The organism is Spirosoma aureum (assembly GCF_011604685.1).
GTDB classification, from domain to species: Bacteria; Bacteroidota; Bacteroidia; order Cytophagales; family Spirosomataceae; genus Spirosoma; species Spirosoma aureum.
In genome coordinates this window covers 4,504,119-4,518,754 of record NZ_CP050063.1, presented here as the reverse complement: position 1 = coordinate 4,518,754, position 14,636 = coordinate 4,504,119, and the positions used below count along the sequence as shown (strand labels likewise).

The window sequence follows — 14,636 nt, the reverse complement described above, 5'->3', positions numbered from 1 at the left end:
AGTACCTGCTTTGTCAAGTCCGGTATGTCGCAAAAGCCTGCTCTTTCTGATTATTTTCAGCTCCACTTCATTGTTGTCATCTGGGGGTTTACGGCCATTCTGGGTAAACTCCTGGAGCCGCTCGATTCGTCGGCAGTAGTCCTGTTTCGAACCCTTCTGGCAGTAATCGGACTTGGTGTGGTGCTGGCTGTTCGCGGGCTGAATCTGCATGTTTCGCCCACCGACCGATGGCGGCTTCTGGCCACTGGCGGAATTATTGGGTTACACTGGGTTTTATTTTTTGCAGCTGCCCGACTGGCTAATGTATCGGTTTGTCTGGCGGGCATGGCAACCAGTTCACTCTGGGCCAGTTTGCTCGAACCCTTGATCCTACGCCGACGGGTGCAATTGATTGAGGTTATTCTGGGAGCGGTCGTCATGGCGGGTCTGTATCTGATTTTTCAGTTTGAATTCGACAAGGTGGCTGGCCTGATTGTTGCCATGCTTTCAGCCATGCTTTCTTCATTGTTTACGATCATCAACAGTCGATTTACGCAACGGTATGATGCGTTGGTTATTTCGTTTTACGAAATGGCCGGAGCACTGGTTGCTGCCTTTGCATTATGGCTGATAGTGCGAAATACGGATACGATGGCCGTGGATCGGGTTATTCAATATATACCCGAAACACCCCTGCAATGGCTCTGGTTACTGGTGCTGTCATTGGTCTGCACCGTCTATGCGTACACAGTTGGGGTGAGCCTGTTACGAAAATTTTCACCCTACATGGCTGTATTAACCGTAAATTTGGAGCCAGTTTATGGAATTTTACTCGCTGTGTTAATTTTTGGAAACTCCGAACGAATGACAGCTGGCTTCTACCTGGGTACGCTGGTCATTCTGGCCGCTGTGGTCGCATACCCTCTCTGGACCAATAGACCCAGGAAAGTTAAACCACAACTGCCTACACCGCTTTAATAGCACGTTCATGACTACTTCTTCGCCATCAGCGCGTTCTGTTACTATTGTACTTCTTCTTATTGCGTTTGCCGTTTCATTACCGCTAATCGTATTATCATTCTACAATCATCCTTCGCCCACCGACGATTATTGCTTTGCCAATACGTCGATGCGGTATGGATTCTGGGAATCTCAGCAGATCTATTATGATGGGTGGAGCGGCCGCTTTTTTCACAATTTCCTTGTTCACGGAAGCCCGCTGACCTTCGGCTGGTACGATGGCTATAAGATTTATCCGGTTGTATTGCTCGGATTGCTTGCCCTCAGTTTCTACGCGTTTGCCAGCCAATGGCTGTATCGCTCCTTTACGTTCAGCACCAAACTAGCGCTGGCATGTGGGCTCTTTGTGGGCTTTGTTACAACCCTGGTCAGTTTATCGGAGTATTTGTACTGGTATGCCGGTATGGCTTGCTACAGCTTATCCAGCGTCCTTCTGCTATTCTTATTATCCGTTTTAATTGCCCATCAGCGACGTGGTTTTGGCTGGCAACCGGGTTATCTGCTCCTCGAAAGTCTACTGATCATCTGTATTATTGGATCGAGTGAAACAAGCATGGTAATGGCGATGTCCGTACTGGGCATGATTGCTCTGGGCGATTTAGTCCTGCGCCGTCGGTTGTCGATCCCAACCCTGATCCTATTGGCGGTGGGTGTTTTAAGCTGTTATTACCTGATCTCAGCACCGGGAAATGCCGTTCGTATGGGTTCGAATCCTAACAGCCGGGATATTCCTCTGACACTACTATCGTCGCTCAAGTTTGCGGTTGGATACATTGCACGCCAGATTTTTCTGACGCCTTTACTACCGCTGTCGCTGTTGTATTTTCCTATTGCGAGCCAGCTGACAGCGAATCGCCCCTTACCAACTTATCTCCGGATTCACCCGCTATTGGCTTTATTACATGGTTTATTAACCGTATTAGCGCTAATCTCACTTCATTTCTATGCAGTCGGAATTGCGCCCGCTTATCGGCTGGTGAATCTGATCAATCTGGTTTTCTGGCTTAGCTGGGGCTACAACCTGACAATTTGGGTCGCGATTCTACAGGATCGGATACAACCTGTTACATGGCAGCGCTTTTCGCGTCTTATTGTGGTCGTGTCGCTCGGCTGGATAGTCCTGGCAACGGGATTTGGACCGGTGTTACCAATGGCTTATGGAGACTGGCTGAGTGGTCGCGCTGCCCGTTACAATCAGGCAATGCAGGAGCGATACAACCAAATGACTCAATCGACCGACGACACCGCTTTGGTCACTCCCTTACCAGTTTATCCAGCATCCATGTTTATGGAAGATGTCAAAGAAGACCCTAAACACCTCTGGAATCGCTGCTGGGCCGATTATTACCACAAAAAAACGATTGTGCTCAAAGAAGAACCTATATCCTCCACACATTAAACAAACCCTCTTTCACTGACCAGGCCGTTTAAATTAATTTTCTGATTCGCTTAACTGACCAGCTCTGGGTTAACGTGTCATACTAATTTTCTCTTTTTAACAATAACAACCATGCTACATCAACAACCACCGCAACTCATGAATTCATGTCATCAATTTGTATCATTATCCCATGTTACAACGAAGCCCATCGACTCCCAGTAGACGTTTTTCTGTCGTACGTCCATCAGATTTCAACGGTACATTTTTGCTTTGTCGATGATGGCAGTACCGACCTGACCGGATTTTTGCTGGAAACGATGCTAAGGCAATACACCGATCGGATTGACACCCAGAGGCTGGCTAAAAATGAGGGCAAAGCCAGGGCCGTTCAGTCAGGCATGTTGCTGAATATGTCGAAACCTTTTGATTACCTTGGTTTCTTCGATGCAGATTTAGCGACTCCCCTTACGGCGATCCACGATTTAACTGAGGCTCTCGATACCAATCCATCGCTTGACATGGTTATGGGATCGCGGATCAAACACCTTGGAACCGATATCCAGCGCGATCCATACAGGCATTATGCAGGACGTATTATAGCAACAGTGATCAGTAACATCCTTAAACTTCCCGTTTATGACTCCTAATGTGGGGCTAAATTATTTCGGTATGGTATTGTAGAGCGTTTATTCCGGGAGCCATTTATCAGTCCCTGGCTGTTCGATGTAGAGTTACTGGCCCGGCTTATTCAGCACCATGGCCGTTTAAACGTATTAAGTCATGTGGCCGAGCAGCCCCTGAAACAATGGACGGAGCAAAGTGGCTCACATATTAGTTCAGATTATCTATCTAAAGTATGGTACGAATTGTATCGAATTCAACGAACTTACCGAAACGTATGACTCAGTTTTACCGACTATTGGCATCACCTCCCCTTACCATTGCCCTACTGCTGTTGCCAATTGTCGGTTTCTTCGTTTATTTCTTTGCCCTTCGTTATAACATTCCCTGGTTCGATGATTTCGAGAATATACCCTATTTCCTGGATCATTTTCTGAATGCATCGTCCGTAAGCGATGCATTCGCAGCCTTGCTTCGACCTAATAATGAACACCGTGTTGTGTATGCCCGACTGATCGTTTTAGGGCAATATTTTTTGACCGGTGGCCTTAATTTCGCTAACCTCATGCTTTGGGGAAATGCCGGACTTATCCTGATTTTTTATCTGCTTTATCGTGCTTTAAAGCAGCAGGAACTGCTTTCAAAGCAGGCTATGGTCGGACTTCTGCCCGTGCCCCTTCTACTGTTCACGGCCCAGAGTTACATCATGACGTTCACGGCCATTTTTTCACTTCAATACCTGGCCATTATTACGCTTGTGGTGCTGACTCTCTTTGTGTTGGCCACCGATCGACCGCTTTATTTATGGATAGCCCTAGGTCTTGGGTTATTAAGTACGTTTAGCATGGGTAACGGCTTGTTGCTTTGGCCAGCCGGCGCGGCTATGTTACTACTTCAACGTCGCTGGCTTGGGCTAGGTATCTGGATTGTAGCGGGCGCAGCCAGTGCGTATCTGTATTTTCTGGGTTATCCGGTTCAGCAAGGTAACGATGAGGGTTTTTCATATGTAATTCAGCATCCCTTACAAACGATAGCCGGTTTTCTCATTTTTGCGGGTAGTGTGTTCGATGTCCTTCCGTCGATATCCGAAAAATACCGGTTTTATCTACCCTTTGTAGCCGGACTCATTCTGGTACTCGGCCTTAGTTACTGGCTCCTGACAACCCTTTTCCGTTCATCAAAAAACAAGTCTTTTTTTGATGTGTTTATTGTCGGCTGCCTCCTTTTTCTGCTGGCAAACATCGCCCTGATTGCGTTTTTCAGGCTCCGGTTTTATTTCGGTATGGCGCTCCATATTCCGTACCGAATTTATGCCCTGGCCCTGTGGTCGGTTGCCAGTGTGCTATTCTTCAGTCGTTTGTCGGAGACGCTGCGAGCCAGGTTATGGCCCGCCGTTTGGTTGCTATTCCTGGGCCTTAATGTTTTCACCTATTATACGTATCTGCCCGAAGCTATCGAACGGAGAAAACAGATGCAGGCACTGTCGTTCAACCAGTTACATTCAGATATTGGCCTTGGAGGAACCCGTAATACTGAATTGGCCCGCTACATATCGAATCTGACCAGCATGATGCGTGACCGGGACTGGTACCATCTGCCTGATCCGGCCATTACGCCTTCAGAACGACAGCTACTCAGGCCAGCCGGTATAACGACAGCGCTGACCCCATTTCGAATTACCCAGAAGCCCGATTACATTATTGTTGACGGCGATGATCCGGCCTATAAAGTGGGATTAAATACGGGCAATTATATCATTATGAAATCTGCTCGCTATACATACCTGGTATTTGCTCCAAAAAACCGACCGTTGACCATTAAACCCTGGCAGGTAAGTCCAGGGTTTTCGGCCGCCCTGCCTGTTTATATGATGCAGCCGGGTCGATATCAAGTTGGACTTTTCAAAACACAGCCCGATCATAGTGACATTCTGTTTGGTAACCAGTTCATTGATGTACCCTAGAAACCCTACTAATTCGAGTCTTAAACTGCCTGATCGTGCTATACGCTAAGTCATCAGGCAGTTTTTTGGATTAAAAGCCTATTTTTGCCGCTCAAACCACCCATCAAGTTGGACAATACAACCAATTCACTGCCGGACCGGATCAATGTTGTCATTCCTCTTTTCAATGACTGGCTGGCAGTAGGACTACTTCTCGAACGCATTCGGTCGGTTGTAGACGCACCGCTACAAAACCGGCTAGCCTTTTTAATTGTAGACGATTGCTCGGCCATAAATTACGATACCCTGCCCTCGGGCATCGGAAAATCGCTATCGATTCTTAGGCTCTATCGGAACGTTGGCCATCAGAAGGCCATTGCCCTCGGTCTGGCCTATCTGGCCGATCAAACCGACCAGTACCCGACTATCGTTATGGATTCCGACGGCGAAGACCGGCCTGAAGATATCGTTCAGCTCGTACAGCGTGGTATCGAAAAACCAGGGCATGTCGTTTTTGCACATCGTGCCAAACGCCATGAAAGCCTTACTTTCCGGGTCTTTTATACCGTCTACAAATCCGTTTTTCGCCTACTCACGGGGAAGGTCATTACCTTTGGTAATTTCAGCCTGATTCCGGCTACCCAACTTCGGAAACTCGCTCATGTTTCCGAAATATGGAATAACTATCCCGGTGGGGTTATCCGATCACGACTACCTTATACGGCCGTACCGCTCGAACGGGGACGTCGGCTGGCAGGTGAATCAAAAATGAATTTTGTGTCGTTGGTACTGCATGGCCTAAGCGCCGTTTCGGTACTCATCGACACAACAGCCGTACGACTGGCTCTGTTCTGTGTCATGATGGTTGTCGCTTCCATCTTTGGCATCAGTGTTTTATTGTATCTGAAATTTTTCACCAGTACATCGATACCGGGCTGGACAAGTTATTTGACATTCTCTTTTCTGATTGTCATTTTACAGGCCTTTCTGATTTCACTGTTGCTGGTATTCATTGTTCTTTCTTACCGGATTCAGCCACAGTTTATTCCTGCCAGACAGTTCAATGATTTTGTCGAACGGGTTGAGCGCGTGTATTAATCACAACGGCTTCTCGGTTAATAGCTATTGGTACGTCAGCATACTGAAAACTAGTTTATGAGTATTGTCTATATTAAAACGGCGGTTTCTGTTACTCTGGCGCTTTTGCTGATTGGACTATTGTGGCAACGCAGTACGCTGACAGCCCTGCTGCAACGAGCAGGAACGTGGGTTCTTGATGTCTGCTGGATCGCCCTGCGACTGGTTCCGTTTCTGGCTACCTACATTGTTATGGGCTACCAGCCCCAGTCAGATGTGGCCACATTTTACTATCCGATCGGCATGTCGGCCCTGGAGGGAGGCATTCCCTACCGGGATGTATATAGCTGTTATTCGCCCCTGTTTGGTTATTGGCTGGCTCCGTTCCTCAGCCTCTGGAGCGACATGCGCATGGTTGTACTGGCGATGATGGTTGTTGAGGGTTTAGCTGTGCGGCTAACGTTCCGCCACTATCAGATTCAGGAAACAATGGGACAACGCCTGTTTCGCGGAGTATTCTATTATTTTCTGCCGTTGCCTTTCGTAATGTGCGTATTTAGCGGGCAGGAAGATGTCATTCTCTGGTTATTTGCGTTGCTGGCTATACCGCTCATGCAATCAAGACCCTTCCTGGCCGGACTTGTACTAGGCTTGGGTATGCTCGCGACCAAAGCCGTATTTATTCTGTTGCTGATTCCGGTTTGGTTGTTAACCCTTCGGAATGCAAAGTTCGCGGCCTGGTTCACGGCTGGCCTGGTGACTGTTGGGTTGCCGGTTGCCCTATTTATTTTCTGGAAAGCGGGTTTGTTGTTTCTGGATCAGCAATCGCACGAAGGCGACTACCTGAAAGCACCCAACTGGCGATCGATATTAAATCCATTTTTGAGTGATGGTTTGCGGTCGGCGGTTGGTATCTGGAAATGGGGAGGGCTGATCCTGACTTTATTGATCATGTTACAGGGCGTATGGCGCATTCACAAGACCCGCAGTAACTGGCGCTATCAGGATTACCTGCCTTTTATCTACATCCTGACCTATAGCGCCATGAGCGTACTGCAACAGAATGCGATCAGTAATTACGCCTATCTGTTTATGCTGCCATTGGTGTTTACGATCACCGACTTTCGACGGCTGTGGTTTTGTGTAGGGCTGATTGGCTTTAACATTCTGGCTGCCATTCATCCGTCGTTATGGTGGCGGCTTGGGATGCCCTATTATGATCGGCTCTCGGCCCTCGCCAAGCCAACGGCGGCTCTGGAATATTCTATTGAAATTCTGATATTCATTGGTTTTATCTATTACGCCATTCAGGCAATGAACGCGCTGCGCCGACCCAAACCGGTTGCGCAGGCAGAACCATATGCTGTTTAACTCACTTCAGTTCTTACTATTTTTCATTGTTGTTACGCTCACCTACTTTGGTCTGAAGTGGCAGGGGCGTTGGATGTTGTTGCTGGTAGCCAGTTGCTACTTCTACATGGTCTTCCGGCCAGCCTACATCCTGATTCTGTTTGCAACCATTGTTATCGATTACATCGCAGGTATCTGGATCGAAAAAACGCCCGGAAAAGCCCGGAAGTGGTTGCTGATCGTATCGCTGGTGACCAATATCGGGATTCTTGCCTTCTTCAAATACCTCGGTTTTTTCACCGAGAATATAACATGGCTGTTTGAGCAGTTGCATATGCCGGAAGTTGCTGACCGGGTCTTTAGCATTGGCAATCGCCTGTTCGTTAAGGTGCTGCGGTTGTTTGGCGAAACCGGGGTTTCATCATTCAAAGAAAACATGAGTATTCTGCCCGTTGGCCTCTCATTCCACACGTTTCAGGCCATGAGCTACACCATTGAAGTGTATCGGGGCAATCATAAAGCGGAACGACATTTCGGGATCTATGCGCTTTATGTCATGTTCTACCCGCAGTTGGTAGCGGGCCCGATTGAACGGCCCCAAAATGTGCTGTGGCAGTTTCATAAGCAGTTTCCCTTCGATGCCGAGAATGTAAAGGCAGGGCTAATGCAAATGGCATTCGGCTTCTTCAAGAAAGTTGTCATTGCTGATCGGCTGGCCATGCTCGTCGATTATGCTTATGGCAATCCGTCTTCCCACAACGGTCTGACGCTGCTGGCGGCCACATTTTTCTATACCATCCAGATTTACTGCGATTTTTCGGGCTACTCGGATATAGCCATCGGCGCTGCGCGTGTCATGGGCTTTACGCTCATGGAAAACTTCCGTACTCCTTATATTGCCCAATCGATTTCAGAATTCTGGCGACGCTGGCACATTTCGCTGTCAACCTGGTTCCGGGATTATCTGTACATACCACTCGGTGGTAACCGCAAGGGCGAATTCCGGCAGTACCTGAACATGCTGATCGTTTTTCTGGCCAGCGGTCTCTGGCACGGCCCCAACTGGACCTACGTCATCTGGGGTGGTTTGAATGGCTTCTATCAGGTTCTGGCCGTTCTGCTCGATAAGTTACTGGCTCGCCTGGGGTTCAGCTCGACCCCACCGCGCATGGTCACCTCCCCTGCCAACGATACTCAAACTAATCGATCACCCGTACGGGTAGTGATCAATGTGCTCACTACATTCGTTCTGATCATGCTTACCTGGGTCTTTTTCCGGGCCAGGAGCGTTGGGGATGCCTTTGTCATTTTAAGTCGCATTGCCACACTATCGCCCAGCGACCCCATTGACAGCCCAATGAATGCCACCGAGATGTGGTTCAGCATGGCCCTGATCGTATTTCTCCTGATAAAGGAATATTTCTACCTCTACATTCCAACACGCAACACTTTTCGGTTTGCGGTATTGTTCGTCTTGATTACGTTCGTGACTTATCTGTTTGGTGTCTTCTCGTCCAACCAGTTTATCTATTTCCAGTTCTGATCAGAAGCCTGAGTTACAGATTTGCCATTCGGGATTGGCAAATCTGTATGTTTAGACATTCTACTAATAACTCAAAAGCCGCCCACTCTAGTCTGTGGACGGCTTTTGCCAATAGGGTAAACTGTTTTCTAGACTAATCCTTTCTTCATCGCTTTCACTGCGTAATCGGCCGAGCGGGCTGTCATCGCCATGTAGGTTAGCGACGGGTTCTGGGTCGATGTCGATGTCATGCAGGAACCGTCGGTCACAAAAACGTTCTTGACGGTGTGGAGTTGATTCCATTTATTGAGCACTGACGTTTTAGGATCTTTCCCCATGCGGGCGCCACCCATTTCGTGAATATCCAGACCCGGATTCCGGTGATCATCACGGACACGAATGTTGGTAAAACCAGCAGCCGTAAACATCTCGGTCATTTGCTCCTGATAGTCTTTCACCATCTTGTCGTCGTTATCGTCATAGGCAATCGAGATTTTCAGCTGTGGAATGCCGAATGGATCTTTCTGGGCAGAATCGAGGGCGACATAATTCGTTTCTTTCGGAATGGTTTCGCCCATCATGTGCGAGCCAACATACCAGCCACCCAATTCAGGATTCAGCAGATTTTGCTTCAGATCAGCACCAATTCCATTCTGATTCGCCCGGGAAGTACGGCCAGCCGAGAACCCAGCCGCATAGCCCCGTAAAAAGTCGGTCTCCTGCTTATAAACGTTCCGGAAACGGGGAATGTAAGGACTATTCGGCCGCCGACCGTCGGTTGTCGAATCGAGATTTCCATCGTACTGCGCCGAAATGCCTGCCCGGTAATTATGGAACGCCACGTATTTACCAAGTACTCCGCTATCGTTCCCCAATCCGTTCGGAAAACGGTGCGATGTAGAATTCAGCAACACTAGATTTGAGTTTAATGCAGCCGCATTCAGGAAAATAATCCGGGCATAATACTCCTGCATCTGTTTCGTATTGGCATCAACGATCCGAACGCCCGTTGCGCGGCCCTTCTGCTCATCATAGATAATTGAATGCACGACCGAATCAGGGCGCAGCGTCATTTTACCGGTTTTGGCAGCCCAGGGTATGGTTGATGAATTACTACTAAAATAACCACCAAATGGGCAACCCCGCTCGCAAATGGTGCGGTGTTGGCATTGTGCCCGACCCTGCTGAAGATGAACTGGTTGTGGCTTGGTAATGTGAGCCGCTCGGCCCATTATAACATGCCGGTCTTTGTAACGGCTGGCCACCTGCTGTTGAAAATGTTTCTCTACACAATTCCATTCGTGAGGGGGCAAAAACTCACCGTCTGGGAGCGTATCCAGGCCGTCTTTATTGCCGGTAATCCCAGCAAATCGCTCAACGTAGCTATACCACGGAGCCAGATCAGCATACCGAATTGGCCAATCGACAGAAAAACCATCACGAGCAGGACCGTCAAAATCGAAATCGCTCCAGCGCTGCGTTTGTCGCGCCCACATCAGCGATTTACCGCCAACCTGATAGCCCCGAATCCAATCGAATGGTTTTTCCTGTATGTAGGGATGCTCAGCATCTTTCACAAAAAATTGTTGTGTCCCTTCATAAAACGCGTAGCATTTGCTGATGATCGGATTGGCATCCTTAACCTCTTTGGTCAGCTGTCCCCGGTGATCAAACTCCCAGGGCTGCATCATCGTTGTGGGGTAATCAGTAACGTGCCGAACGTCGCGGCCCCGCTCCAGAACAAGGGTACGAAGGCCTTTGCCCGTTAATTCTTTAGCTGCCCAGCCACCACTAATACCCGATCCGATTACGATCGCGTCGTAGGTATTTTGCGCCCTGGCGTCAATATTCAGGTTTGCCATGTTATAAAAGTGATAGACACAGGCTACTGTTGGATCAGTATAGATTCCTACATCCAGAATCCAACCTTACCCTCTACTATCGAATTACTTGGTTTGAGAAACGGCTTTGGCAGGAACAGGTACACAGCCATAATAATGGCCGGGAATCATCTGGTAATGGGTCAAGTTCGTCATTACGTATTCGGAGTTCATGTATCCCCGCACGGTCAGTCCCTTCACCATCGAATAAAATTCTTTCTGAGCAGGCTCTGTAGACTGCGAAAACTGGGTCAGCAAGGCGGTGCGCTGGGCGGTATCACCCTCCCGAAACGGTTTACCGAAGGCTTTCTGCGCTTGTTCCTCGATTGCGTTGAGTCCATTACGGAACGTTTCCTGGGCGGACTTATCATAGCAATCGGTCACGATTTTCTGAATAAACTGATGGACATTCAGGGCTTTAGCGCCTGGCGTGTCAGTTGTGGGAATAATTGTTTCGGCAATGTCAGCGAGCAGGTCGTCTTGCCCGGATGTGAGAAATGGATGGGTTAACTGGACTGTTTCGGAGGTCCAGTTAGTAGCCCAGGCGGGCAAACTGATGAGACCACCAGCCGCTACAGCTATTGATTTAAGCGCAATACGTCTTTCCACAGCAGGTTATGATTCAGTTCTATTTGCTCTTTCAAAGATACAAAATCAACGAAATTAACGCACTATTCTTATAGCCCGAAACGGTATAAGAATCGTTTAATTAATCTGCATGATAGCTGCCATGGTTTCGATCCCATCCCAGAGATACTGAACCAGCACATTCTCGTTTTCAGCATGCTGGTTGTTGTCGTAGTTGACAACGGGCACCGATACTACATTGGCTTTCAGCACATTCTCAAACAAATACAAGGGCAGGCTCCCGCCCGACGAGGGTAACAACACGATCGGTTCTGAGGACGTTGATTGTACAGCCGCAACCACACCCTGGGCAATTGGTAAATCCATCGGTGTCCGTTGAGCGTTGTAGCCAATACCAGCCGTAATTTTAATGAGCTTTGGGTATTGCTGGCGTTCGGCATCGGTTGGGTCGCGGTCGAGAACATGATAACCTTTGCTGCTAATATGGTCTTTAACCCGCTGCATCTGCCGGGCCACATCATTACCCCGAACCAGACGCAGATCCAGCACCGCTTCAGCCTTCGCCGGAATGACATTACCGGCCATAGCACCCACATTTGCACTTTGAATACCATTAATATTCAGCGTAGGAATCATCAGCAGTTCCTGAAATGGTGCACCATTTCCGTCGGGTTTAGCAATGCCAAGCTCTTTTTTCAGAGCGGTTTCCATGTTAGGCAATGCAGCTATTGCCTGTTTTTCGCTGGCCGTCAGTGGTGTTACATCGTCGTAAAACCCTTTGATCAAGATTTTTCCGTCTTCATCTTTCATACTCGCCAGCAGACTCACCAGCCGTTGGGCAGGATTGGGAGCCCAGTTTCCATAATTCCCGCTGTGCAGGGGACGTTTGGGGCCGAACACCGTCAGGTGCATGTTCACATCGCCCCGAACCCCAAACTGAACGAGTTTTTTCCCTGAAACATGGCGGGGTCCGTCGGCAATAATCCAAAGGTCGCTTTGCAGTTTATTCTGGTGCTTCTGTAAAATATCGCCCAGATGTGTTGACCCAACTTCTTCTTCGCCTTCGAAAAAGAATTTCAGATTGGCGGTGGGCTTGCTATTGCTTTTTACGAGCGCATCATAGGCATTCAAAATCGTCATTACACCCGCTTTATCATCGGCACTTCCCCGGCCCGTGAGCCGCCAGGCCGGATTAATGGCATCGCCGGCTTTGTGGGTTGTAACGATGGTGCCACCCTGTTCAACAGGTGCCGTAATGAACACCGGCACAAAGGGTTGTAAGCCATCGGCCCATTGCTTTGGATTGACCGGCTGCCCGTCGTAATGCGCATAAAAAATCAGGGTTTTCGTTGCACCTGGTACTCTTACTTCACCAAACACCGCCGGATTGGTTCCGGGTTTAGTACCATCGAGCAGCGTTGCCGCTATGCCCCGTTGTTTCATCATCTGTACGATGAATGCCGCATTTTTGTGAATATTGGCCGAATCTGACGATACATTGGGGATACTGACAAACTGTCGATATTCGTCCATCAGAATCGTTTCACGACTTTGTCGATACTGTCGGACCCGCTGTTGAGTAGATTGCGCACTGGTTACGGCGAAACAGGCACTGCTGAAAATGATCGAGAGTACAATTTTTAGGGACATAAATTTTCAATTGGGTTGTCTAATTTTACTTACCGCCTGCTACACCTTTATCCACTGCATCCGGTACTTTTTCCAGTTCGGCACCATTCCAGCTCAGCCTCGCCACTTTACCCTGTCGATTCAGTATAAAACTGACCGGATCATTACCATTCCAGAATTGATCATAATTCAGCCGGAAGGTATCAAAATGCCAGTGATCTAGCTTACCCGTCATGACTTTGTTTAGCGATACATAGAGTTTGCCGTCCTGAATGGTAATGTCGGCTTTGCCGTAAAGCGGGCTACTATAGCTTCCGATATAGGCCGTTAAGGGTAAAGATGGCTTTGTGTTAAGCACGCGGGTACTATCGGATTTGCGCTCAGCAAGTTTCGCTTTCTGTTTAATGTTGCCGTATAATTTTAGAAACTCTGCACTCCAGTCACGCGATGCGCCCAAAGCAAATTCATCAAAAGCACGGTACATAATGGCATGGCGGAGTTCGGCATGGTCAAGATTACTCTGCACATAGACGGCTAACTTCTGGTCGGGCAGTTGGCCATGAATAGCGATCATTCCGGTCAGACTTCCCGTATGAAAATTGATGTGATGACCGCGATAATCGTGCTGAAACCAGCCCAGACCGTATGTTTTCCAAACCGGTTTTGTGAGTTGCTGGGTAGGATAAAACTGACTATCGGTCACAAATGCCTGTGGTTTGAACAACTCGGCCCAGGTTGCGGGTTTCAGCAGTGTTTTTCCCGCATACCGACCACTATCCAGCATGCACTGCATCCAGGCTGATATATCATCCGGGCACGTCCAAACCGACCCTGCCGGACCAACCGCATCGACCAGCCCCTCTTCGAGTCGACTGTTGACGACCCGAATGGTATCTTTTACCTCGATGTGTGGTTTAGCGCGGTTTGCATCGGTCACTTCCCGAAATAAAGCCTGTGTCCGACGCATGTTGAGCGGTTCAAAAATACGCTTGCGAATAAAGGTTTCCCAGGGGATTCCACTCGCCTTTTCAACCACTTTCCCGGCAGCCAGATACATGATATTCTGGTAAATAAAGCTCGATCGAAACGAATAGGCTGGTCGAATGAGCCGCAATCGATGGAGAATCTCATCTGATGGAATCTGCATAGCTGCCCATAAAAAATCGGCATTACCGACACCCGTATTGTGAATGAGCAAATCGCGCACCCGCAACTCACGCGTAACAGTCGGATCATAAAGCTGAAAATCAGGCAGGTAGTTGGTAACAGGATCATCCCAGTGGAGCCTCCCTTCATCGACGAGCATGCCAAGGCAGGCCGCTGTCATGGCCTTGGTTGTTGATGCCATTGCAAAAAGCGTCTGCGTATCGATCCGTTCAGGCTTGCCAAGTTCACGGATACCGTACCCTTTTTTGAACAGGACACGACCCTCTTTAACGACCGTAACGGTGAGACCCGGCACCTGCCAATTGCGCACAGCCTGCTGCACATAGCTATCAAAGCGAGAAACAGGATCAGGCGTGGTTTTCCTGGATTGAGCAGTAAGTGGCTGTATAGTAAAACCACCAAAAAGCAGCATAAAAACGAGGTAGATCTCTTTCATGTCGGGTCTTTATTTTGCCAAGATAGTAAATTGTCATTGTTGAG

Annotated in this window: 11 protein-coding genes; 7 read left to right on the top strand and 4 right to left on the bottom strand. The window is 48.5% G+C overall.

The window, feature by feature from the left end; genetic code table 11:
* Positions 1-24 precede the first annotated feature (24 nt).
* From G8759_RS17785 to G8759_RS17755, 7 genes are all read left to right on the top strand, one after another.
* Entirely contained in the window at positions 25-957 is a 933-nt protein-coding gene (locus G8759_RS17785; RefSeq protein WP_167210265.1) for a DMT family transporter, read from the top strand.
* A gap of 10 nt (positions 958-967) precedes the next feature.
* A complete protein-coding gene (locus G8759_RS17780; RefSeq protein ID WP_167210263.1) occupies positions 968-2,398 on the top strand; it encodes a DUF6056 family protein in 1,431 nt (476 codons plus the stop codon).
* A 146-nt stretch (positions 2,399-2,544) separates the two neighbouring features.
* Positions 2,545-3,027, top strand: coding sequence for a glycosyltransferase (locus G8759_RS17775; RefSeq protein WP_232073853.1), 483 nt, complete (start codon positions 2,545-2,547; stop codon positions 3,025-3,027).
* Between the two features lie 251 nt (positions 3,028-3,278).
* Complete coding sequence (locus G8759_RS17770; RefSeq protein WP_167210261.1) at positions 3,279-4,964, top strand: hypothetical protein; 1,686 nt, start codon at positions 3,279-3,281, stop codon at positions 4,962-4,964.
* 108 nt (positions 4,965-5,072) lie between these two features.
* A complete protein-coding gene (locus tag G8759_RS17765) occupies positions 5,073-6,041 on the top strand; it encodes a glycosyltransferase (protein ID WP_197933028.1) in 969 nt (322 codons plus the stop codon).
* 57 nt (positions 6,042-6,098) lie between these two features.
* A complete protein-coding gene (locus G8759_RS17760) occupies positions 6,099-7,391 on the top strand; it encodes a glycosyltransferase family protein (protein WP_167210259.1) in 1,293 nt (430 codons plus the stop codon).
* Positions 7,381-8,913, top strand: coding sequence for an MBOAT family O-acyltransferase (locus tag G8759_RS17755; RefSeq protein ID WP_167210257.1), 1,533 nt, complete (start codon positions 7,381-7,383; stop codon positions 8,911-8,913). The genes G8759_RS17760 and G8759_RS17755 overlap by 11 nt, the downstream gene beginning before the upstream one ends.
* A 128-nt stretch (positions 8,914-9,041) precedes the next feature.
* Here the strand turns inward: G8759_RS17755 and G8759_RS17750 are convergent, their stop codons facing one another.
* From G8759_RS17750 to G8759_RS17735, 4 genes are all read right to left on the bottom strand, one after another.
* Complete coding sequence (locus tag G8759_RS17750; protein WP_167210255.1) at positions 9,042-10,754, bottom strand: GMC oxidoreductase; 1,713 nt, start codon at positions 10,752-10,754, stop codon at positions 9,042-9,044.
* 84 nt (positions 10,755-10,838) lie between these two features.
* On the bottom strand, positions 10,839-11,354 hold the full coding sequence (locus G8759_RS17745) for a gluconate 2-dehydrogenase subunit 3 family protein (RefSeq protein ID WP_167219060.1): 516 nt from the start codon (positions 11,352-11,354) through the stop codon (positions 10,839-10,841).
* A 123-nt stretch (positions 11,355-11,477) separates the two neighbouring features.
* Entirely contained in the window at positions 11,478-13,010 is a 1,533-nt protein-coding gene (locus G8759_RS17740; protein ID WP_167210253.1) for a M20/M25/M40 family metallo-hydrolase, read from the bottom strand.
* A gap of 25 nt (positions 13,011-13,035) precedes the next feature.
* Entirely contained in the window at positions 13,036-14,592 is a 1,557-nt protein-coding gene (locus G8759_RS17735; protein WP_167210251.1) for a serine hydrolase, read from the bottom strand.
* Positions 14,593-14,636: the final 44 nt, after the last annotated feature.

Excerpts from the sequence above, each read along its gene's own strand:
- G8759_RS17785 (WP_167210265.1), top strand. The coding sequence starts at position 25 with ATGTCGCAAAAGCCTGCTCTTTCTGATTATTTTCAGCTCCACTTCATT.
- G8759_RS17780 (WP_167210263.1), top strand. The coding sequence starts at position 968 with ATGACTACTTCTTCGCCATCAGCGCGTTCTGTTACTATTGTACTTCTT.
- G8759_RS17775 (WP_232073853.1), top strand. The coding sequence starts at position 2,545 with ATGTCATCAATTTGTATCATTATCCCATGTTACAACGAAGCCCATCGA.
- G8759_RS17770 (WP_167210261.1), top strand. The coding sequence starts at position 3,279 with ATGACTCAGTTTTACCGACTATTGGCATCACCTCCCCTTACCATTGCC.
- G8759_RS17760 (WP_167210259.1), top strand. The coding sequence starts at position 6,099 with ATGAGTATTGTCTATATTAAAACGGCGGTTTCTGTTACTCTGGCGCTT.
- G8759_RS17755 (WP_167210257.1), top strand. The coding sequence starts at position 7,381 with ATGCTGTTTAACTCACTTCAGTTCTTACTATTTTTCATTGTTGTTACG.
- G8759_RS17750 (WP_167210255.1), bottom strand. The coding sequence starts at position 10,754 with ATGGCAAACCTGAATATTGACGCCAGGGCGCAAAATACCTACGACGCG.
- G8759_RS17740 (WP_167210253.1), bottom strand. The coding sequence starts at position 13,010 with ATGTCCCTAAAAATTGTACTCTCGATCATTTTCAGCAGTGCCTGTTTC.
- G8759_RS17735 (WP_167210251.1), bottom strand. The coding sequence starts at position 14,592 with ATGAAAGAGATCTACCTCGTTTTTATGCTGCTTTTTGGTGGTTTTACT.